General features: G+C 69.6%; 20 protein-coding genes. 3 read left to right on the top strand and 17 right to left on the bottom strand.

What is annotated here, in order from left to right; translation table 11 throughout:
• Positions 1-176: 176 nt before the first annotated feature.
• The gene (locus C4T78_RS25025) at positions 177-449 is read left to right on the top strand and encodes a hypothetical protein (protein WP_093353877.1); all 273 of its coding nucleotides are present in this window, start codon (positions 177-179) and stop codon (positions 447-449) included.
• Positions 450-656: 207 nt separating this feature from the next.
• Here C4T78_RS25025 and C4T78_RS25030 read toward each other — a convergent pair whose 3' ends face one another.
• Both C4T78_RS25030 and C4T78_RS25035 read right to left on the bottom strand, forming a co-directional pair.
• Positions 657-1,853 carry an MFS transporter gene (locus C4T78_RS25030; protein WP_093353880.1) on the bottom strand — a complete coding sequence of 399 codons (1,197 nt, stop codon included), beginning with the start codon at positions 1,851-1,853 and terminating at the stop codon, positions 657-659.
• A gap of 67 nt (positions 1,854-1,920) precedes the next feature.
• A complete protein-coding gene (locus C4T78_RS25035) occupies positions 1,921-2,817 on the bottom strand; it encodes a LysR family transcriptional regulator (RefSeq protein ID WP_235863601.1) in 897 nt (298 codons plus the stop codon).
• Between the two features lie 78 nt (positions 2,818-2,895).
• On the opposite strand from C4T78_RS25035, the gene C4T78_RS25040 reads away from it, so the two are divergent.
• Positions 2,896-3,192, top strand: a complete 297-nt coding sequence (locus tag C4T78_RS25040; protein ID WP_093353883.1) for a hypothetical protein — start codon at positions 2,896-2,898, stop codon at positions 3,190-3,192.
• A gap of 5 nt (positions 3,193-3,197) precedes the next feature.
• Here the strand turns inward: C4T78_RS25040 and C4T78_RS25045 are convergent, their stop codons facing one another.
• From C4T78_RS25045 to rplJ, 13 genes are all read right to left on the bottom strand, one after another.
• Positions 3,198-4,157: a hypothetical protein gene (locus C4T78_RS25045; protein ID WP_093353885.1), complete on the bottom strand. Its 960-nt coding sequence runs from the start codon at positions 4,155-4,157 to the stop codon at positions 3,198-3,200.
• A gap of 36 nt (positions 4,158-4,193) precedes the next feature.
• Positions 4,194-4,703, bottom strand: coding sequence for an Rv1363c family protein (locus C4T78_RS25050; protein ID WP_093353888.1), 510 nt, complete (start codon positions 4,701-4,703; stop codon positions 4,194-4,196).
• Positions 4,704-4,718: 15 nt separating this feature from the next.
• Entirely contained in the window at positions 4,719-5,822 is a 1,104-nt protein-coding gene (locus C4T78_RS25055; protein ID WP_093353891.1) for an MlaD family protein, read from the bottom strand.
• Entirely contained in the window at positions 5,822-6,952 is a 1,131-nt protein-coding gene (locus tag C4T78_RS25060; protein WP_235863602.1) for an MCE family protein, read from the bottom strand. The genes C4T78_RS25055 and C4T78_RS25060 overlap by 1 nt, the downstream gene beginning before the upstream one ends.
• A 269-nt stretch (positions 6,953-7,221) precedes the next feature.
• On the bottom strand, positions 7,222-8,394 hold the full coding sequence (locus tag C4T78_RS25065) for an MCE family protein (protein WP_093353896.1): 1,173 nt from the start codon (positions 8,392-8,394) through the stop codon (positions 7,222-7,224).
• The gene (locus C4T78_RS25070; RefSeq protein ID WP_093353899.1) at positions 8,391-9,371 is read right to left on the bottom strand and encodes an MCE family protein; all 981 of its coding nucleotides are present in this window, start codon (positions 9,369-9,371) and stop codon (positions 8,391-8,393) included. Before C4T78_RS25070 ends, C4T78_RS25065 begins: the two co-directional genes overlap by 4 nt.
• On the bottom strand, positions 9,368-10,390 hold the full coding sequence (locus C4T78_RS25075; protein ID WP_093353901.1) for an MCE family protein: 1,023 nt from the start codon (positions 10,388-10,390) through the stop codon (positions 9,368-9,370). Before C4T78_RS25075 ends, C4T78_RS25070 begins: the two co-directional genes overlap by 4 nt.
• Positions 10,387-11,727 carry an MCE family protein gene (locus C4T78_RS25080; protein WP_093353904.1) on the bottom strand — a complete coding sequence of 447 codons (1,341 nt, stop codon included), beginning with the start codon at positions 11,725-11,727 and terminating at the stop codon, positions 10,387-10,389. Before C4T78_RS25080 ends, C4T78_RS25075 begins: the two co-directional genes overlap by 4 nt.
• On the bottom strand, positions 11,724-12,563 hold the full coding sequence (locus C4T78_RS25085) for an MlaE family ABC transporter permease (RefSeq protein ID WP_093155283.1): 840 nt from the start codon (positions 12,561-12,563) through the stop codon (positions 11,724-11,726). Before C4T78_RS25085 ends, C4T78_RS25080 begins: the two co-directional genes overlap by 4 nt.
• 22 nt (positions 12,564-12,585) lie before the next feature.
• Positions 12,586-13,377 (bottom strand): MlaE family ABC transporter permease, encoded by a 792-nt coding sequence (locus tag C4T78_RS25090; RefSeq protein WP_093155285.1) that lies wholly within the window; start codon positions 13,375-13,377, stop codon positions 12,586-12,588.
• On the bottom strand, positions 13,374-14,588 hold the full coding sequence (locus tag C4T78_RS25095) for an ABC transporter ATP-binding protein (protein ID WP_093353906.1): 1,215 nt from the start codon (positions 14,586-14,588) through the stop codon (positions 13,374-13,376). The genes C4T78_RS25090 and C4T78_RS25095 overlap by 4 nt, the downstream gene beginning before the upstream one ends.
• Positions 14,589-15,190: 602 nt before the next feature.
• Positions 15,191-15,577, bottom strand: a complete 387-nt coding sequence (gene rplL / locus C4T78_RS25100; RefSeq protein WP_093353909.1) for a 50S ribosomal protein L7/L12 — start codon at positions 15,575-15,577, stop codon at positions 15,191-15,193.
• Positions 15,578-15,664: 87 nt separating this feature from the next.
• Complete coding sequence (gene rplJ / locus C4T78_RS25105; protein WP_093353911.1) at positions 15,665-16,192, bottom strand: 50S ribosomal protein L10; 528 nt, start codon at positions 16,190-16,192, stop codon at positions 15,665-15,667.
• Between the two features lie 305 nt (positions 16,193-16,497).
• Here rplJ and C4T78_RS25110 point away from each other — a divergent pair, with 305 nt between their 5' ends.
• Positions 16,498-17,313, top strand: coding sequence for a hypothetical protein (locus C4T78_RS25110; protein WP_093353914.1), 816 nt, complete (start codon positions 16,498-16,500; stop codon positions 17,311-17,313).
• A gap of 95 nt (positions 17,314-17,408) precedes the next feature.
• Here C4T78_RS25110 and rplA read toward each other — a convergent pair whose 3' ends face one another.
• Together rplA and rplK are read right to left on the bottom strand one after the other, a co-directional pair.
• Entirely contained in the window at positions 17,409-18,110 is a 702-nt protein-coding gene (gene rplA / locus C4T78_RS25115; protein ID WP_093155292.1) for a 50S ribosomal protein L1, read from the bottom strand.
• Between the two features lie 90 nt (positions 18,111-18,200).
• Entirely contained in the window at positions 18,201-18,635 is a 435-nt protein-coding gene (gene rplK, locus C4T78_RS25120; protein WP_093155294.1) for a 50S ribosomal protein L11, read from the bottom strand.
• Positions 18,636-18,741 lie beyond the last annotated feature (106 nt).

Consider the following 18,741-nt stretch of genomic DNA (forward strand, 5'->3'; position numbering starts at 1 on the left):
CGAGGGAGCTTTGGCCTATCCCAGCGGGACTTCCGTGGCGACGCTGTGCCGGGAGCAGGTCATCGCCGACAACTCCGAGATCGGCTGGCTGTGGCCCACCTGCGACAGCTGCAACACCGAAGCGCACCGAATCGCCCGAGAACTGCCCACCACCACGACCGCACGGAGCAACTGACATGGCCACCGCACTGCCCGGCATCATCATGATCACCGCAGGCATCGCGTTCTACCTGCTCGCGATCTACTGGAACACCCACCGCCCTCAGCACTCCGGCAGCGGCGAAGGCGCACTCACGGTCCACCAGCTCATCGCCCACGTCGAAGCCGAACGCCGCCAACGCGAACGAACCGGCCGCCACCGCCTCCGCGAACCCCACCCACAACCACCACCGTCCACACCAGACGCCCCACCCCTCGAACTCCAACACCACGTCCTCGAAACGCTTTAGCGCCAGGCGATTTCGCGCAAACCACCACAGCCAGAGCCCCGCCGCAGCATGCCCCCGACCACGCGGCCAGGGCTCTACCGGCCGGTCGGCGCTGCGCCCCTCCCCGACGCGCCGACCGGCCACCCCCGCCAGAAACCGCACCTCCCACGCGAAAAGCCCGTGAGTGTTTCGGGGCGCTATGGCACCCCAAAACACTCACGGGCACCTTCAGGCGGGAGTGCCGACGCGCCCGGCGAGCCAGGCAAGCAGCAGTCCGGCGGCGCCCAGCACCGCGGCGATCGCCAGCGGCGCCGTGTAGCCCGCTCCTGCCGACAGCGCGGTACCGGCCAGCAGCGGGCCGCCCGCGTTGCCGATGTTGAAGGCCGAGATGTTGGCCGCCGAAGCCAGGTCGTCGGCGCCCTCGGCGAAGGCCAGCACCCTGGTCTGCAGCGGCGGGATGACGGCCGCGCCGACGAGCCCGAAGAGCAGGAAGCCGACGATCGCCGCGGGCTCGCTGTGCACGATCACCAACAGCAGCAACGAGATCACCGAGACGCCCGCGAGCGCACCGTGCAGGGTCGGCGCCAGCGCGCGGTCCGCGAGCCGGCCCGCCAGCGGCGTGCCGATCACCATGCCGACACCGACCAGCGCCAGCACCAGCGGCACCGAGCTCGGCTCGAACCCGGAGACGTCGGTCAGCAGCGGTGCGATGTAGGTGAGGACGGTCAGGAAGGGCGCCCACCCGAACGCCGTCGCGGCGAGCGCGAGCCAGACCCGGCCGCGCCGGAAGACCGCCGGCTCGCGGCGGAACCCGGCGCCCGACCGCGGCTCCTCGTACGGCACGAACGCGCTGAGCGCGACGAACAGGACAACGCCGATCGCGGTCACCGCCCAGAACGTGGCCCGCCAGCCGAACGCCTGCCCGAGCGCCGTACCGCCGGGCACGCCGAGGACGTTGGCGAGGCTGAGGCCCATGAACACGATGGCGATGGCCCGCGCCTTCCGCTCCGGCGGCACCAGCCCCGCTGCGACGACCGAGGCGATCCCGACGTAGGCACCACCGGCCAGGGCGGAGAGCACCCGGCCGGTCATCAGAGCCGAGAAACCCGGCGCGAGGGCGCTGATCAGACCGGCCGCGGTGAACAGGCCGACGAGCCCCAGCAGCATCCGCTTCCGAGCGAACCGAGCGCTCACCACTGTCAGCAGCGGTGCACCGACGACCATGCCCAGCGCGTACCCGGACACGAGCAACCCGGCGGTGGGCAACGAGACGCCGGTGTCGAGCGCCACCTCGGGGAGGATCCCGGCGATGACGACCTCGGTGGTGCCCACGGCGAACGCGCCGAGGGCCAGGGAGAACAACGCGGCCGTGCTCCTCGCGGCCGGTGGGCTGGTGGTGGGCGGTGTGGCGAGATCGCTGGACATGGCACCAGACTGGTTCGCCGAGCTGCGCTGATCAGGCCCGGAACGAGCAACGACCGGTAAGCCGGGCTTACCGGTCTGCTGCCGACTGCTCCACCGCCGCGGCCGCGAACGCCCGGATCCGCTCGGTCTCGCCCGACCTGCGCCACACCAGCCCGTACTCGACAGGCCCGGTGTCGCGGAACGGCACGAAGGTGACCCCGCGCGGAGCGGAGGTCTCGGCGACGTCGGCGCCGACCGGCGAGATCCCGTGCCCGGCACCGACCATGGCCAGGGTTTCCGGCAGCGTCGCCGCCGACCGGCCCCGGTGCACGATCCGGCCCTCCGGGGTGCGCGACGGCGCCTGGTGCTCCTGCCAGTAGCCGGGCACGTGCCCGGTGCAGGCGAAGACCTGGCCACGCGCCAGGTCCTCCACCGACACCGAATCCTGCCGGGCCAGCGGGTGGTTCGCGGGCACCGCCAGCATCCGGGGCACGCGCAGCACCACCGGTCCCAGGACGAGATCGGGCTCCTCGACCGGCAGCTGGGTGATCAGCAGCTCGACCTCGCCGTCCCGCAGCGGGTCGAACATGGCCTTGACCTGCGTCTCGTGAATCCGCACGTCGATGCCCGGGTGTCTGCGGGCGAACCGGCGGATCACGGCCAGCGCGAACTCCCCTGCCGCGCCGCCGAGGTAGCCGACGGCGAAGCTGCCCTCGATCCCCTTCGCGGTGGCCTGCGCCCGGCGCACGCCGCGCGAGATGAGCCGGTAGCCGGGCTCGACGTCGGCGAGCAGCTGCTCGCCGAGCGGAGTCAGCCGCACCTGCCTGCTGGTTCGCTCGAACAGCGGCGCACCGACGCGGCGCTCCAAGCGCTGGATCGTCTGGCTGATCCGGGCCCTGCTGACCCGCAGCCGTTCGGCGGTGCGCCCGAAGTGCAGCTCCTCGGCCAGGACCACGAAGCTCTCGATCTCCAGTCGTTCCAGCACCCGATCAACAGTAGTCGCGCCCGGACGAGCCGGTCCGCGTGCGAGACTGGGCACTCGCCGCAGCAGTGAGGAGACTCCATGTCATCGGCACCGAGCGGTCCGCACCCGGAGATCCCCGAGCACCGGGACCACTCGCTGCTGATCACCGAGGCCCAGCAGGCGGAGATGATCGCCGACCTGGTGCGGCTGGAGCACGAGCTCGACCGCGTGCACCGCGAGACCGAGGTCCCGCACGCAGCGTCCCGGGCCCTGCTCGACCAGCTCTCGGCGGAGATGTCCGGTCTGCTCGAGGAGATCCGCACCGGCCTGCGCAACGCGGTGACCGTCGAGGAGCGCATCGCCCACCTCGACTTCACCGGCGAACCGCCCCGCTGAGCGGCTCAGCGCAGCGTGATCTGACTGATCTTCCAGGCGTCGCCCTGCTTCTCGGCGCTCACCGAGATCTGCGCCGGACCGGCGTTCTCACCGGGAGCGTTCGCGCGCCGCGCGTGCTGGTCGACGAACAGCAGCAGCTCCGCCCGGTCGCCCTGCAAGCGCGTCACCGACCGCTCCTTCACCGTGGTGGTGACGATCAGCTGCTGCTGCGGGGCCTGCTGCTTGACGACGGCGAACAGCTCCTCGTAGCGCTGCACGGCGGCACCGGTCAGCAGCTCCTTCGCCGCGGCCTCGGTCTTCGCGGTGTCGTTGAAGTCGTAGGAGAACAACTTCTCCACCGCGTCGGAGACCTGCCCGCTGACCTCGCTGGTCGCCCCGGCCGAAACCATCGCCTCGTTCGCGGCGGCACCGGTGTAGCGAGCGGAGTACGCCTCGAACCCGAACCACCCGGCCAGCCCGATGAGCACCGCGGTCGCCACCCACAGCGGCCACTGCGGAACGCTCTTGCCGTCCGCCTCGCGCGATGCCGCGCCGAAGGCGCTCTCCGGCTCCGCCGTCGCGCCCGCCCCGCGGCTCTCCGCGTCGGCTTCGCCGCGCTCCGCGCCTGCCTCGGCAGCTTCGCCCGGCTCCGCCGGAGCTTCGCCGCTGTCCACCCGCTCCGTCACGGCTTCGCCGTGCTCCGCGGAAACCTCCTGCGCTCCGCCGACCTCCGCGTCCACCGCGACGGCTTCGCCGCGCTCCGCCGCAGCTCCGTCGACCCCGGCCCGCTCCGCGACGGCCTCGCCGCGCTCCACAGCCCGCTCCGCGACGGCCTCGCCGCGCTCGGCTGCGGCTTCGCTCCGCTCCGCCGAACCGGCGGATCGTGCCTCGGCGAGCAGCTCCTCGTTGTGGGTCCGGCGTTTGCGCAGGCCCGCGACCTTCGGGCGGCGGACCGGTTGGTTGTTCGGGCGGCGGTTCGTTGGCACTGGGGGCACTCCTCGTGTTGCTTGCGCGGTCCGCCGTCAGCCCACCGGCACGAGGCCGAGCGCGCTGAGCTTCCAGGTGTCGCCTTCGCGGGTGAGTTCCGCCTGGTAGCGGTCCTGCTTGGTGGCCGGCGGCTCGCCCTCCACGGTGACCGTGACCTGCAGGACCGCGATCATCCTCGCCTTGCCGGCGCGCTCGTCGAGCTCCACGATCCCGGAGTCCAGGACGCGGGCCGTGGTGGTGCTGCGCTTCTGCTCGATCTGGGTCGCGTAGTCCTTGCGGCCCTGGCGGATCTCGTCGCGCAGCGGGCCTGTCGAGTTGTCCTCCCAGCGCTGCAGGCCGCTCTCCACGTCCCGGTAGTCCAGGGTGTTGAAGTTGATGATCGCGCTCTGCCCGTCGCGCAGCGCCTCGTCGCGCACCTCGGCGTAGGCGATCGACGAGTCGTTGGCGGCCAGGACCCACGAGGTCCCGGTGACCAGGCAGGCCACCACGCTCACCGCGAACAGCACCAGCGCGACGACCGGGCGCCGTCGGGTTCCAGCGGTCATTCTCGGGCTCCTTCCCTACTGCCCGGGTGCATTCTGCGCGCCGCGCACCGAGGTCTCGCTGCCCGGGGGTTCCAGGCAGCGGGCGTCGGTGTTGACCGGCACCGGGTCCATCTCGATCCCGTTGCGGCGCTCGGTCTTCTCGTAGCCCGCGGTGCAGGGCAGCGGGTCGAAGGCGTTGAGCACCAGGCCGAAGTGCGCGGTGCCGTCGCCGGGCACCACCGTGCGGCTCACGGTGACCGCCGCCGGGTAGACGACGAAGGCGTGCTCCAGGCCGTCGACGTGCTTGGCGATCAGCTGCGAGGTGCTGGTCAGATTCGCCAGCAGCGGGGTGAGCTGCTGGTTCTCCCGGATCAACCCGCTGATCTGCTGGGCGGCGGGCGGGGCCTTCTCGATCACCGCGCGCAGGTCGCCGTCGGAGCGCTCCAGCTGCTCGGACAGCAGGCGCAGGTCGCGGCCGAAGGACTTGATCGCCGAGCCCTGCTCGTTCTGCGTGGCCAGCACGGTGTTGCCGTCGTCGAGCAGCTGCACGGTCTGCGGCAGGTGCTCCTGGGCCGCGGTGATGAACTCGCGGCTGGTGTCGACGATGGTCTGCAGGTGACCGCCGTTGTCGCGGAAGGCGGTGCCCAGCTCGCTGACCACGGTGCGCAGCGAGTCCTCCGGCACCGAGTTGGCCAGCCCGTCCAGGTTGGTCATCAGCGTTTCCACCGGCAGCGGGGTGGTCGCCGACTCCTGGGTGATCACCGAGCCGTGGTCCAGGAACGGCCCGTCGTCCCGCTTGGGCTGCAGGTCCACGTACTGCTCGCCGACCGCGGACCGGTTGGTCACCACGGCAGCCACGTCGTCCGGGATCCGCGGGGCGCTGGATTCGATGTCCAGCGGGATGTTCACGCCGGTGCTGGTCAGCTCGATGGTGCCGACCCGGCCGACCGGCACGCCGCGGTAGGTGACCTCGGCGTTCTCGAAAACACCACCGGTGTCGGCCAGCTTCAGCGTGACCACGTAGCCGCGCGGGCCGAACAACCGGTCCAGCCCGGCGTAGCGGGCGCCGGCGAAGCTGACGCCGACCAGGGCGATCGCGACGAAGGCCACGATCTGCAGGCGAACTCGACGGGTGAGCATCAGCGGCCACCTCCCAGCAGCCCGCCCAGCAGGCCACCGCCGGAGTCCTCCGCCGGTTCCTCCGGTGGTGGCGGCGGTGCGGTGGTCTGGCCGGGCGTCAGCGGCAGCGGCAGGTTCTGCACCACGTCCGGCAGCGGGATCAGCGGTTGCCTGCTGCGGCCCAGGTTCTGCAGCACGTCGGTGAGGTTGAGGTTGACGTCGGTGTAGAGGTTGACGTAGTCGCTGTTCTGGATGCCGTCCACCACGTTGTCCGGGAACGGGAAGGTCAGCAGCACTTCCAGCGACTTCGGCAGGTTGTCACCGGCCGCGGTCAGCTGCTGGAGCACCGGGGCGAGCTGGTCGAGGTTGTGCACCAGGTCGTCGCCGGAGCGGTTGACCACGTCGGTGGCCACCACGGAGAGCCGGTCGAGCGCCTGCAGCATGCCGACCAGCTGGGTGCGCTGCTCGTTGAGCACCTGCAGGCCGGGCTCCAGGTCGCGCAGCGCGGTGTCGATGCTGCCGCGCTGCTCGTTGAGGCGGGCGCTGAGCCGGTCGACGCTGTCCAGCGCGCGGACGATGTCGTCGCGCTGGGCGTCCAGCCCGGAGACCAGTTCGTCCAAGTTGGACAGCAGGCTGCGCACGTCGGACTCGCGGCCCTCCAGCGCGGCGTTGAGCTCCTTGGTGATGTTCTGCAGCTGGGCGACGCCACCGCCGTTGAGCAGCATGGACAGCGCGCCCAGCACCTCTTCGACCTCGGGGTTGCGGCCGGTGTTCGCCCGGTCGATGCGGTCGCCGTCGGACAGCTTGCCGACCGGCGCCTGCGATTCGGGCGGCCCGGCGAGCTCGACGTACTTCTCACCGAGGAGGCTGGACTGCCGCAGCCGCGCGGTGGCGTTGACCGGCAGGTCCACGTCGCCGTTGACCAGCACGGTCACCTCGGCGTCCCAGGAGTTCGGCGCGAGCCCGATGGTGCTGACCCGGCCCACCGGCACGTCGTTGACCCGCACACCGGCGTTGGGCACCAGGTCCAGCACGTCGTCGAAGACCACCTTCACCTCGTAGGGGTGATCACCGACATCGGCCCCACCGGGCAGCGGCATGTCGTAGACCCCGCGAGAACTGCACCCACCGACCACCACCAGAGCCACCAAGGCAGCAGCACCCACGCGCCACGCACGGGAAACCCCAGCCCCGACCCTCCTACCTGGCCCTGCTGCTTTGCCTTCGAAGCGGCGCAGCCGCTTAGCCCGCCCTCGCAGCTCGCACCGCCGCGGGTTCTCAGCGTTCGCCTGGCGAGGACGGCCCGGCTGCCGTGTATTGGCATACATAAAGCCGGGCACCCGCAGTCCAGGCGGACGCTGAGGTTCCGCCACCCGCACCGCCACGCAAACCGAGTTCGGAGAAAAATCTCTGCGCAGGTTCATCGGGTGCCTCCCTGCTGGGTCAGCGGTAGCGGGAGTTCCGGGAGCTTGCCGTTCTGGATGGCGTTGAGCGCCTCCGCCGGGGTCGGCAGCTTCACCACGCCGTCGAGGACCGGTTGCAGCGAGGCGCAGGCGTCGCTGACCTCCTTCGGCACCTCCGCCGGGGCGTGCTGCTCCAGCATCTTGCAGACCGCGACCGCGGGCGGCTGCGCCAGCTCGTTGATGGTGATCCTGGTGTCCAGCGTGCCCGCCGCGCCGTTGTAGACGTTGGAGAGGTTGGACAGCGCCAGCGGTGTGTTCACCAGCGATTCGCGCAGCGCTTCCTTCTGCTGCACCAGCACCTCGGTCACCCCGTGCAGCTGGTCCACGTTGGACTTGACCAGCGCCCGGTTGTCGCGCACGAAGGCCTCCACCTTGCCCAGCGCGATCGCGAGCTCGGCCATCGCCGCGCCCATGTCCTCGCGCTCGTCGGCCAGGAACGAGCTGACCTGCTGCATCTGGGTGTTGAACCGGCGCACCTGGTCGTCGTTGGCGGCCAGCATCGAGGTGAACTTCTGCAGGTTGTCGACGGTGGCGAACAGCTGCTCGCTGTTGCCGGACAACGTCGTGCCCGCCTCGCCGAGGTTGCGGATGGTCTCCGACAGCGCCTGCCCGTTGCCGTCCAGGTTGGCCGCGCCGGTGTTGAGCAGGTCGGTCAGCGCGCCGTCGGCGTTGGCGCCCTCCGGGCCGAGCGCGCTGGCCAGGTCGTTGAGGCTGCGGTAGATCGAGTCGAGCTCGACCGGGGTCATGGTGCGTTCCTTCGGGATCACCGCCCCGTCCTCCAGCGTCGGCCCGCCCCGGTAGACCGGCGTCAGCTGCACGTAGCGGTCGCTGACCACGCTCGGCGCGACGGCGACCGCGCCCGCGTCGGCGGGCACCTCGACGTCGCGGTCGACGCTCATCACGACCCGCACCAGCCGGCCCTGCGGGACGACCTCGTCGACGGTGCCGACCGGGACGCCGAGGATCCGGACGTCACCGCCCGGGTAGATGCCGACGGCGGCGTTGAAGTAGGCGGTGACCTTGCGCTCGGCGGCGCCGAAGAACAGCCACCAGACCGCGACGGTCGCGGCGAGCACGAGCACCACCGCGATCGACAGCGCTCGGGCGAGCGAGGGGCGTGCGCTGGTCATGGCTGGCAGCCCTTCTGGTTGATCGGTCCGATGGCAGGCGGCAGCAGCCCGCAGACGTAGCTGTCGAACCACCGGCCGTTGCCCACGACGTTGGAGAACAGGCGGGTGAACGGCGCGAACATCTCCAGGCTCCGGTTCAGGTTGTCCTGGTTGCGCTGCAGCATCTTGGTGACCCGGTCCAGCTGCTGCAGGGCCGGGCCGATCTGCGCTGCGTTGTCGTCGACCAGCCCGCTCAGCTGCTGCGACAGCTGCCGGGTGCCGTCCAGCAGCGCGCTGATCGAGTCCCGCCGGGCCCGGATCTCCTCCAGCAGCAGGTTGCCGTCGGCGAGCAGCCGGTCGAAGTCCTCGTTGCGGTCGGCGATGGTCCTGGACACCTGCGCCGTGTTGTTCAGCAGCTGTTCCAGCTGCTCGTCGCGCGAGGAGATGGTCTGCGACAGCTGGGAGAGCCCGTCCAGCGCGCCGCCGATCTCGTCCGGCGTGTCGGCGAAGGTGTCGGCCATCGCGCGGAAGCTGTCGGCGAGCTGCCGGGTGTCCACCTTGTCCACAGTGGTCGACAGATCGCTGAACGCGTCGATCACGTCGTAGGGCGACATGGTGCGCTGCAGCGGGATCGGCTCGGACGGGTCGAGCTCCTGGCCGCCCTGCGGGTCCAGCGCCAGGTACTTCTGCCCGAGCAGCGTCTTGATCTTGATCGCGGCGGTGGTGTGGTCGCCGAGCCACGCGTCGTTGACCCGGAAGCTGACCAGCACGTGGTCGCCCTCCAGCTCGACGTCGGACACGGTGCCCACCTTCACCCCGGCGATGCGCACCTCGCTGTCGGCGCGCAGCCCGGCCGCCTCGGTGAACTGCGCGGTGTAGGTGGTGCCGCCGACCAGCGGCAGCCGCTCGAAGTTCATCGCGAGCAGGAACATCAGCACCAGCACCAGCAGGCCGCCGATGCCGATCTTGAGCGGGTCGCGCTTGGAGAAGGCAGTCATCGCTGGCACCTCGGCTGGGACACCGGCACCAGCGGGAGCGGCAGGTTCAGCTCACCCACGCCGACGGTCCCGGTCATCTTGCAGTTGAAGAAGTTGAACCAGGAGCCGTGCGAGGCGGTCCGGGAGAGCATCTCGACCTTGCCCGGCAGGTTGCGCAGCCACTGGTCCACGATCTGCTCGTTGTCGTTGAGGTTCTGCGACAGCGAGCCGAGCCCGGCGATGTCCTGCTGCAGCGCCGGACGGGCCTCGGTGAGCAATCCGGCGGTGCTGTTGGTCAGCCCGTCCATCGCGGTCACCGCGTCGCCGATGGCGTCCCGGTCCTCGGACAGGCCCGAGACCACCTGCCGGAGCTGGCCGATCAGCTCGGACAGCTGCTGGTCGCGGGAGTTGACCGTGTCCAGCACGCCGTTGAGGTTGTCGACGACCTGCCCGATCACCTGGTCGCGGGAGGCGATCGTGGAGGTCAGCGAAGCGGTGTGGGCCAGCAGGCTCTCCACCGTGCCGCCCTCGCCCTGCAGCACCTGGATGATCTCGAAGGACAGCTTGTTGACGTCCTCCGGCGACAGCGCCTGGAACAGCGGCTTGAAGCCGCCCAGCAGCACGGTGAGGTCCAGCGCCGGCTTGGTGCGCTCCAGCGGGATCGTCGAGCCCTCGCGCAGCACACCGCCTTCGCCCGGGCCCGGCTCCAGCGCGATGTAGCGCTGCCCCACCAGGTTCCGGTACTTGATGGTGGCGGTCACCGTCGCGGGCAGCGGGCGGTCGGCGACGTTGAACTTCACCTCCGCCACCCGCTTGTCGACCAGGTCGATGCTCTCCACCTCGCCGACCTTCACCCCGGAGATGCGCACCTCGTCGCCCTCGTTGAGGCTGGTCACGTCGGTGAACCGCGCGTTGTAGGTCTGCGCCGAGCGCAGGTCCCGGTTGGCGATGGTCAGCACCAGCGCCCCGGTGGCCAGCACGGTGACCAGCACGAAGATCAGGAACTTGACCAGCGGTCCGGTGATGCTGCGACCGTTCACCGGTAGCTCACCTCCGCTCCGCGCAGGACCGGGCCGACCAGCAGCGATCCCCAGTCGGGCAGGTCACCGGCGTCGCGGCCGACGGCCGGCGCCAGCAGCATCGACACCATGTCCCGCTCGGCGGGCGAGTTCACCCACTGCGAGGACGTGCTCGCGGGCAGGAAGCCCTCGCCCATCTGCGGCGGGTTCAGGCCCTTGTCGACCTGGTGCGACGGCGCGGGCGGCACCGAACCGTCCTCGAACGGCCCGTCCGGCGGGTACTCCGGGATCGGGTCGGGCAGCGGCATCAGGTTGTAGCAGCGCGGGCCGCGCTTGTCGGCGAAGACCGGCTCGTCCTGGTTCGGGCGGTACTTCCCGCGGTGCGCCACGACCTCCAGCGTGATGTGCAGGCCGGGCTCGTCGGTGCCCTCGCCGAACACCTTCCGGATCCGCGGCACGTACGCGGCCATCTCGTCCAGGAAGCACTTGTACTCCGGGGCGTACTTCGCCAGCACGTCCAGCGTCGGCCGCTGCGCCTCGCCGAGCTGGATGATGTTCTGCCGGTTGTTCTCCAGGAACGTGGTGGTGTCACCGGCGGTCGTGGTCAGCTGATCGGTGAGCGTCTTGAGGTTCTCCCGCTGCGCCACCAGGGTTCGCGCCGTGGTGCTGAAGTTGTCCAGCGCCTCCAGCACGTCCGGCGCGGCCTGCTCGTAGGTCTCGGCGACGCCGACCAGTTCCTTGAGGTTGCGCTGCAGGTCCGGCACCGACGGGTTGAGGCCGTCGAGGTAGGTGTTCAGCTGCGACAGCGTCTCGCCCAGCTGCTCGCCGCGCCCGGCGAGGGCCTGGTCCAGCGCGTTCAGCGTGACCGCGAGGTCGTCCGGGTGCACCGCCTGCAGCACCGGCATGGTGTCGGCCAGCACCTTCTCCAGCTCGATGCCCGCGCTGGTGCGGTCCTGCTCGATGACGTCGCCGGCCGCCAGCGTGGTGGTCGCGGCCTGCTCGGGCAGCTCCAGCGAGACGTAGCGCTCGCCGAACAGCGTCCGCGGCAGCAGCCGCGCCGAGACGTTGGAGGGCAGGTGCCGCACCTTGTCCGGCTCCAGCGCCAGGTGCAGCTCCGCACCGTCCCCTGTGGACTTGACGTCGACCACGCGGCCGACGACCATGCCGCGCACCTTCACGTCCGATTCCGGCAGCAGCTGGTTGCCCGTCGAGGCGGCCTTGAGCACAACGTCCACACTGGACGTGAAGGCCTTCTGGTAGGTCGCCACGGTCAAGCTGACGAAAAGCACCATGCACAGCAGGAACGCGAGGCCCAGGGCCCGGCGTCGCAGCGTCGTCAACGCACCCTTGGTACTCATCCGGTGATCCGAACCGTCGTAGTGGTGCCCCAGATCGCGAGGCTGAGGAAGAAGTCCAGCAGCGCGGTGGTCACGATCGCGGTCCGCACCGCGCGCCCCACCGCCACGCCGACTCCCGCCGGGCCGCCGCTGGCCCGGTAGCCGTAGAAGCAGTGCGTCATGATCACCACGACGCTGAACACCAGCACCTTCCCGAACGACCACAGCACGTCTTCGGGAGGCAGGAACAGGTTGAAGTAGTGGTCGTAGGTGCCCGCCGACTGGCCGTAGACGTAGACCGTGACCGCCCGCGCCGCGACGTAGGAGGTGAGCAGGCCCAGCACGTACAGCGGGATCACCGCGATGAACCCGGCGATCACCCGCGTGGTCACCAGGTACGGCAGGCTCGGCACGCCCATGACCTCGAGCGCGTCGATCTCGTCGGAGATCCGCATCGCGCCCAGCTGCGCGGTGAAACCGGAGCCGACCGTGGCCGACAGCGCCAGACCGGCCACCAGCGGCGCGATCTCGCGGGTGTTGAAGTAGGCCGAGACGAACCCGGCGAACGCCGAGGTGCCCAGCTGGTCCAGCGCGGCGAAGCCCTGCAGGCCGACCACGGTGCCGGTGAACAGGGTCAGCCCGATCATCACGCCGACCGTGCCGCCGATGACCGCGAGCGCCCCGCTGCCGAAGCTCACCTCGGCGAGCAGCCGCAGCGTTTCCTTGGCGTAGCGCGTGATCGCGCGCGGAATCCACACCAGCGACCGCACGTAGAACGACAGCTGGTCGCCCAGCTCGTCCAGCAGCTGCAACGGCCGCCGGGCCGCGCGCTTGGCGCGCTGCGAGATCGTCACCATGTCAATTCCCCTGGCGGCCCGGTCACATGCCCTTTGGTGGCACGAGTTGCAGATACATCGTCGTGAGCACGAAGTTCACCGCGAACAGCAGCAGGAAGGTGATCACCACCGACTGGTTCACCGCGTCTCCGACGCCCTTCGGGCCGGGCGGCGGGTGCAGGCCGCGGTAGGCCGCCACCACGCCTGCCAGGAAGCCGAAGATCAGCGCCTTGATCTCGCCGATCCACAGGTCGGGCAGCTGCGCCAGCGCGTTGAAGCTCGCCATGTAGGCGCCGGGCGTACCGCCCTGCATGATCACGTTGAAGGTGTAGCCGCCCAGCACGCCGACCACGCTGACCATGCCGTTGAGCAGCACGGCCACCAGCATCGCGGCCAGCACCCGCGGCACCACCAGGCGCTGGATCGGCGAGATGCCCAGCACTTCCATCGCGTCGATCTCGTCGCGGATCTTCCGCGAACCGAGATCCGCGCAGATCGCCGAACCACCGGCGCCGGCGATCAGCAGCGCGGTCACGATCGGCGCCGCCTGCTGGATGATGGCCAGCACGCTGGCCGCACCGGTGAACGACTGCGCGCCGATCTGCCTGGTCAGCGAGCCGAGCTGGAGCGCGATCACCGCACCGAACGGGATGGACACCAGCGCGGTCGGCAGGATCGTCACGCTGGCGATGAACCAGCACTGCTGGATGAACTCGCGGAGCTGGAACGGGCGCTTCGGCAGCGCCCGCACCACGTCCAGCGCGAGCGCGAACAGGCGACCGGTCTCCCGCAAGCCCGCCGCACCCGGAAACCGCGCCTGGGACGGCGAACTCACTGCTCACCCCGCTTGCGGCCGAACCACCGGCGGCGCGAGGACTCGACCGGTTCCGCCGCGGGCTCCGGCTTGCCCGCCCACGGCGGGGCCTCCGGGTCGCGCGGGTGCGGCGTCGGGCGGACCTGCTGCGGCACGTCGGCGACCTCGTTCTGCGGCAGCGCGGGCTCGGCCTGCTGCGGCCACGCGGGCGCAGTCGCCGGTTCGGCCTGCTGCGGCCAGGAACCGGTCGCGGGCGCGGAAAAGCCGTAGAGCGCCAGCTCTTCCGGGGTCAGCGTCTTCAAGATCTCCTGCTGCGCGGACGGAGCCAGCGTGCGCAGCTGCCGCAGCACGCGCTCCTTGCGGCGGCGCACCGCCGTCCGCTCCGGCATGCCGGGGGTGACTTCGAGCTGCGGCATCATCGGCGGAACGGCGAGCTCGCTCAACCGCGCCAGCTCGCCCGCGCCGGTGTCCTTCTCCTCGCTCATCCCGATCGGCCCGTCCGGCCGGCCGTTGAGGAACTGCACCACCACCGGCTCCGCCGAGGTCAGCAGCACCTCGCGCGGGCCGAACATCACCAGGTTCCGGCGGTAGAGCATGCCGATGTTGTCCGGCACGGTGCGCGCGGTGTTGATGTCGTGGGTGACGATCAGGATCGTCGCGTCGATCTGCGCGTTGAGGTCGACGATCAGCTGGTTCAGCAGCACGGTGCGGACCGGGTCCAGACCGGAGTCCGGCTCGTCGACCAGGATGATCTCCGGGTCCAGCACCAGCGCTCGGGCCAGCCCGGCGCGCTTGCGCATCCCGCCGGAGATCTCGCCGGGCAGCTTGTCCTCGGCGCCGATGAGCCCGACCATCTCCATCTTCTCGAGCACGATCCGGCGGATCTCGGACTCGCCCTTGCGGGTGTGCTCGCGCAGCGGGAAGGCGATGTTGTCGAACAGGTTCATCGACCCGAACAGCGCGCCGTCCTGGAACAGCACGCCGAACAGCTTCCGCACCTCGTAGAGGTCGCGCTCCGGGCAGGTGCAGATGTCGACCCCGTTGATGACGACCTTGCCCTGCTCCGGCTTGAGCAAGCCCACCAGCGACTTCAGGAAGACCGACTTCCCGGTCCCGGAAGGTCCCAGCAGCACGCTGATCTCACCGGGAGGAAGCGTGAGCGAAACATCCCGCCAGATGCTCTGCGCGCCGAAGGACTTCGACAGCCCGTCGACAACCACCTCGACGCCCATCCGCACCTCCGCGTCCTCGAATTCGACTCGTCCAGCCGCCCCGGTGAGGCAGCCTGACACATGTGACGCGCACAACGAAGGTCATCAGCGTCACACCTGTGCAACGAGCCCGACGCAACGGAGTTACTCGCCAGTTCACTTGAACTTCTCCACCGCGAACTTTCTTTGCCCGCAGGCGAAGCGATGCGCGCGAGTTGTCCGGTTGATGGGGCTTTTCGCCCTGGTCGGCGACCGCAGCGCCCAGACCGGCGGCAACGCGAAAGGTCGCATGCGCCGCAGGCGCATAACCCGCCCTCGCAGCCTGCGCCGCTGCGGGTTCTCAGACATCATCTGGCGAGGTCAGCCCGGTCGCCGTGTATTGGGCCCATACATAAGAGCGGGATCCCGCAGTCCAGGCGGCGTCTGAGGTACCGCTACCCGCACCGCTACGCAAAACGAGCCTGGGAACCATCATGGGATTTCCGGAATTCCACGAAGCAAAAAAGGGCGAGCACCCGCAACTGCGAGTGCTCGCCCTTTCACAGTGAGTCAGAGGGAGCGGAACGCCCCTCCGGCCCGCCTTTTCGAATCTCGCGGAACGAGTTCGTCAGGCGGGCACCAGATCACTTGAGGGAGACCGAGGCGCCGGCCTCTTCCAGCTTGGTCTTGGCCTCTTCGGCCTTCTCCTTCTCGACCTTCTCCAGGATCGGCTTCGGAGCGCCCTCGACCAGCTCCTTGGCCTCCTTCAGGCCCAGGCCGGAGACGATCTCGCGGACGACCTTGATGACCTGGATCTTCTTGTCGCCGGCACCCTCGAGGATGACGTCGAACTCGTCCTGCTCCTCAGCGGCAGCGGCACCAGCGGCGGCACCCGGGGCGGCCACGACGGCGGCCGGGGCGGCGGCGGTGACGTCGAAGGTCTCCTCGAACTGCTTCACGAACTCCGACAGCTCCAGGAGGGTCATCTCCTTGAAGACGTCCAACAGCTCTTCGTTGCTCAGCTTCGCCACGACGGCGTTCCTTTCCGTTCAGGTCCCCGAGCACCGGCGGCACCGGGGAGGGGAGTTTTGCGACCGACAACTGCATCCACTGGGGACTCAGGCGTCGGCGTCGCTGCCCTTCTTCTCCTGCAGAGCAGCAGCCAACCGAGCCACCTGGGACGCCGGCGCAGCGAACAGCGCGGCGGCCTGGCCCATCTTGGCCTTCATCGCACCGGCCAGCTTGCCCAGCGTGACCTCGCGCGAGTCGAGGTCGGCGATGCTCTCGACCTCGGACACGGACAGCGCGCGGCCGTCCATGTAACCGCCCTTGATCACCAGGGACTGGTTGTCCTTGGCGAACTCCTTCAGGGCCTTTGCGGCGTCGACCGGCTCGCCCTCGATGAAGGCGATCGCGGTCGGGCCGACGAACAGGTCGTCGAGTCCCTCGACGCCCGACTGCTCGGCGGCACGCTTGACCAGCGTGTTCTTCGCGACACGGTACGTGGTGCCCGCTCCGAGGGAGCGGCGCAGCGTGGACAGCTGCGCCATGGACAGCCCGCGGTACTCGGTCACGACCGCAGCGGTCGAAGTGGTGAAGTGGCCAGCGATCTCGGTGACCGCATCGACCTTGTCGGGCTTCGCCATGTCGCCTCCTCTCTATCTCCGACTGTGATCCGCATCCAGTCGGTCCTGAGACGACAAAACGCCCCGGCGCAGCAAGCACGGGGCGTCAAGATCATGGGCGCGCAGAGCGCGGCACGCGTAGCCTCGTCCCTCCTGCGCGGGCCGCCCGCATCTCACGGGACCTTAGTTCTCCGGAACCCGGAGAAGACCAGCGGTCTTGGGTGGAACCTCTTAAAGAGTACGCGATGCCTCCCGGGCACTTCCAACCACCCCTCACCACATCACCGGTGGTGACCTGGGCCGCACGGGCGGGCATCATGTGGGGCGTGGCCGATCAGCACGAGCCGGAGCCCGGGTCGAACCTGCCGGACAAGTCCCGCCCAGCCGACATCGTCGACGCCGAGGTGGTCGACGGCGACCTCGTCGCCGCACCGACGCCGGCCAAGCCCGCGCAGCCCGCCGACGACGCGGAATTCCGCGAGTTCCAGGAGTTCCAGCGGTTCAAGCAGTTCCGCGAGTGGCAGCAGGCCCAAGGCGGCGACCTCGCGGTGCCCCCGCCCACCGGCGCCCAACCCGCGGAGCAGCCGAAGAAGCCCTGGTGGAAGACGGCCCTGGGCCTCCTCCGCTACAAGTTCGTCCGCCGCCTGATCTACCTCCTCGTCCTCCTGCTCCTGCTCAACTACGCCTACGACTACTACTTCGGCAGCAGCTCCGGGGGAGGCAACGTCACCGAAGGTGGCGGATCCGCGCTCGAAGACGCGATTCCAGTTGTCGCGACAAGCCCTAAGCAGGCGGTGCGCAGCGTCTACAACGGGTTGCGCAGCGACAGCCCCGAAACGGCCTGCACTCTTTTCAGCGCGGAAGGGCAACACCAGTTCGCCAGGGAGCACAGCGCCCCGAACTGCACAGCCGCCGCCCAGCAGGTCAACAGCCAGATCACCGACCCCGGCGCGTACGCGAATCCGAAGTTCGGGCAGGACGTGATCTACGGCGATCCGAGCGCAGCCGAAGTCCTGGTGCTGCACTGCCGGGTCCAAGTCACCGGCGGGCCCCTGCTCGGCACCTTCAAACTCAGCCGGCAGACCGACGGCAGCTGGGAGATCAGCGCGTACAGCTTCCAGACCTCGGCCTGCCCGAACTGAGCATCGAAACGAATGCGGGAGCAACCCCGCCCGCTGAACGCGAAGGGGCGGGCCGACTCGGAGGTCGGCCCGCCCCTTCGGCGGGTGTTGCGGGATCAGGCGGACGCGCGCGTGGCGCTCGGGTCCACCGGGATGCCCGGGCCCATCGTCGTGGTGAAGGTGACCTTCTTCAGGTACCGGCCCTTCGACGCCGACGGCTTGGCGCGCAGCACCTCGTCCAGCGCGGCCAGGTAGTTCTCCACCAGCTTGTCGGTGTCGAACGAGGCCTTGCCGATGATGAAGTGCAGGTTGGCCTGCTTGTCGACGCGAAAGTTGATCTTACCGCCCTTGATGTCCGCGACCGCCTTGGTGACGTTCGGGGTGACGGTGCCGGTCTTCGGGTTCGGCATCAGGCCGCGCGGGCCGAGGATGCGGGCCACCTTGCCGACCTTGGCCATCTGGTCCGGGGTGGCGATCGCCGCGTCGAAATCGAGCCAGCCGCCCTGAATGCGCTCGATCAGGTCCTCGGAACCAACCGCGTCCGCCCCGGCGGCCTCGGCCTCAGCGGCCTTGTCGCCGACGGCGAACACGATGACGCGGGCAGTCTTACCAGTGCCGTGCGGCAGGTTCACGGTGCCGCGGACCATCTGGTCTGCCTTGCGGGGGTCGACGCCCAGCCGCAGCGCCACCTCGACGGTGGCGTCGTACTTGACCTTGGAGGTCTTCTTCGCCAGGTCGGCGGCTTCGGTCGGCGCGTACAGACGCGTCCGGTCGATCAGCTCGGCCGCCTGCTGGTATGCCTTGCTGCGCTTTGCCATTTCTGTCCCTATCAGCGGTGGATCAGTTGTGGTTGGTCGGGCTGCGCTGGAGCCCTCCCACAGCGGTGCCCGGTCGGAACCGGTACCGGATCAGCCCTCGACGTTCAGGCCCATCGACCGAGCAGTACCGGCGATGATCTTCGCGGCCTGGTCGATGTCGTTGGCGTTGAGGTCCTCCATCTTGGTCTGCGCGATCTCGCGGACCTGGTCCATGGAGACCTTGCCGACCTTCGTCTTGTGCGGCTCGCCACTGCCCTTCTGCACACCGGCGGCCTTCAGCAGCAGCTTCGCGGCCGGCGGGGTCTTCAGCTTGAAGTCGAAGGACCGGTCTTCGTAGACGGAGATCTCGACCGGGACCACGTTGCCGCGCTGCTGCTCGGTGGCGGCGTTGTAGGCCTTGCAGAACTCCATGATGTTGACGCCGTGCTGACCCAGCGCCGGGCCGACCGGCGGAGCCGGGTTGGCCTGGCCCGCCTGGATCTGCAGCTTGATGATCGCTGCCAGCTTCTTCTTCTTGGGCGGCATGTTTGCTTCCTGTGTCTTCGCTATCCGGTTGCCCGGCCCCGCGTGGCTGCGGAGCCGAATCTGGCGAGACCACGAAACGGTGGCATCGCCCGCTTCTGCGCGTGGT

It is taken from the genome of Saccharopolyspora kobensis (assembly GCF_900108315.1).
Classification (GTDB): Bacteria; Actinomycetota; Actinomycetes; order Mycobacteriales; family Pseudonocardiaceae; genus Saccharopolyspora; species Saccharopolyspora kobensis.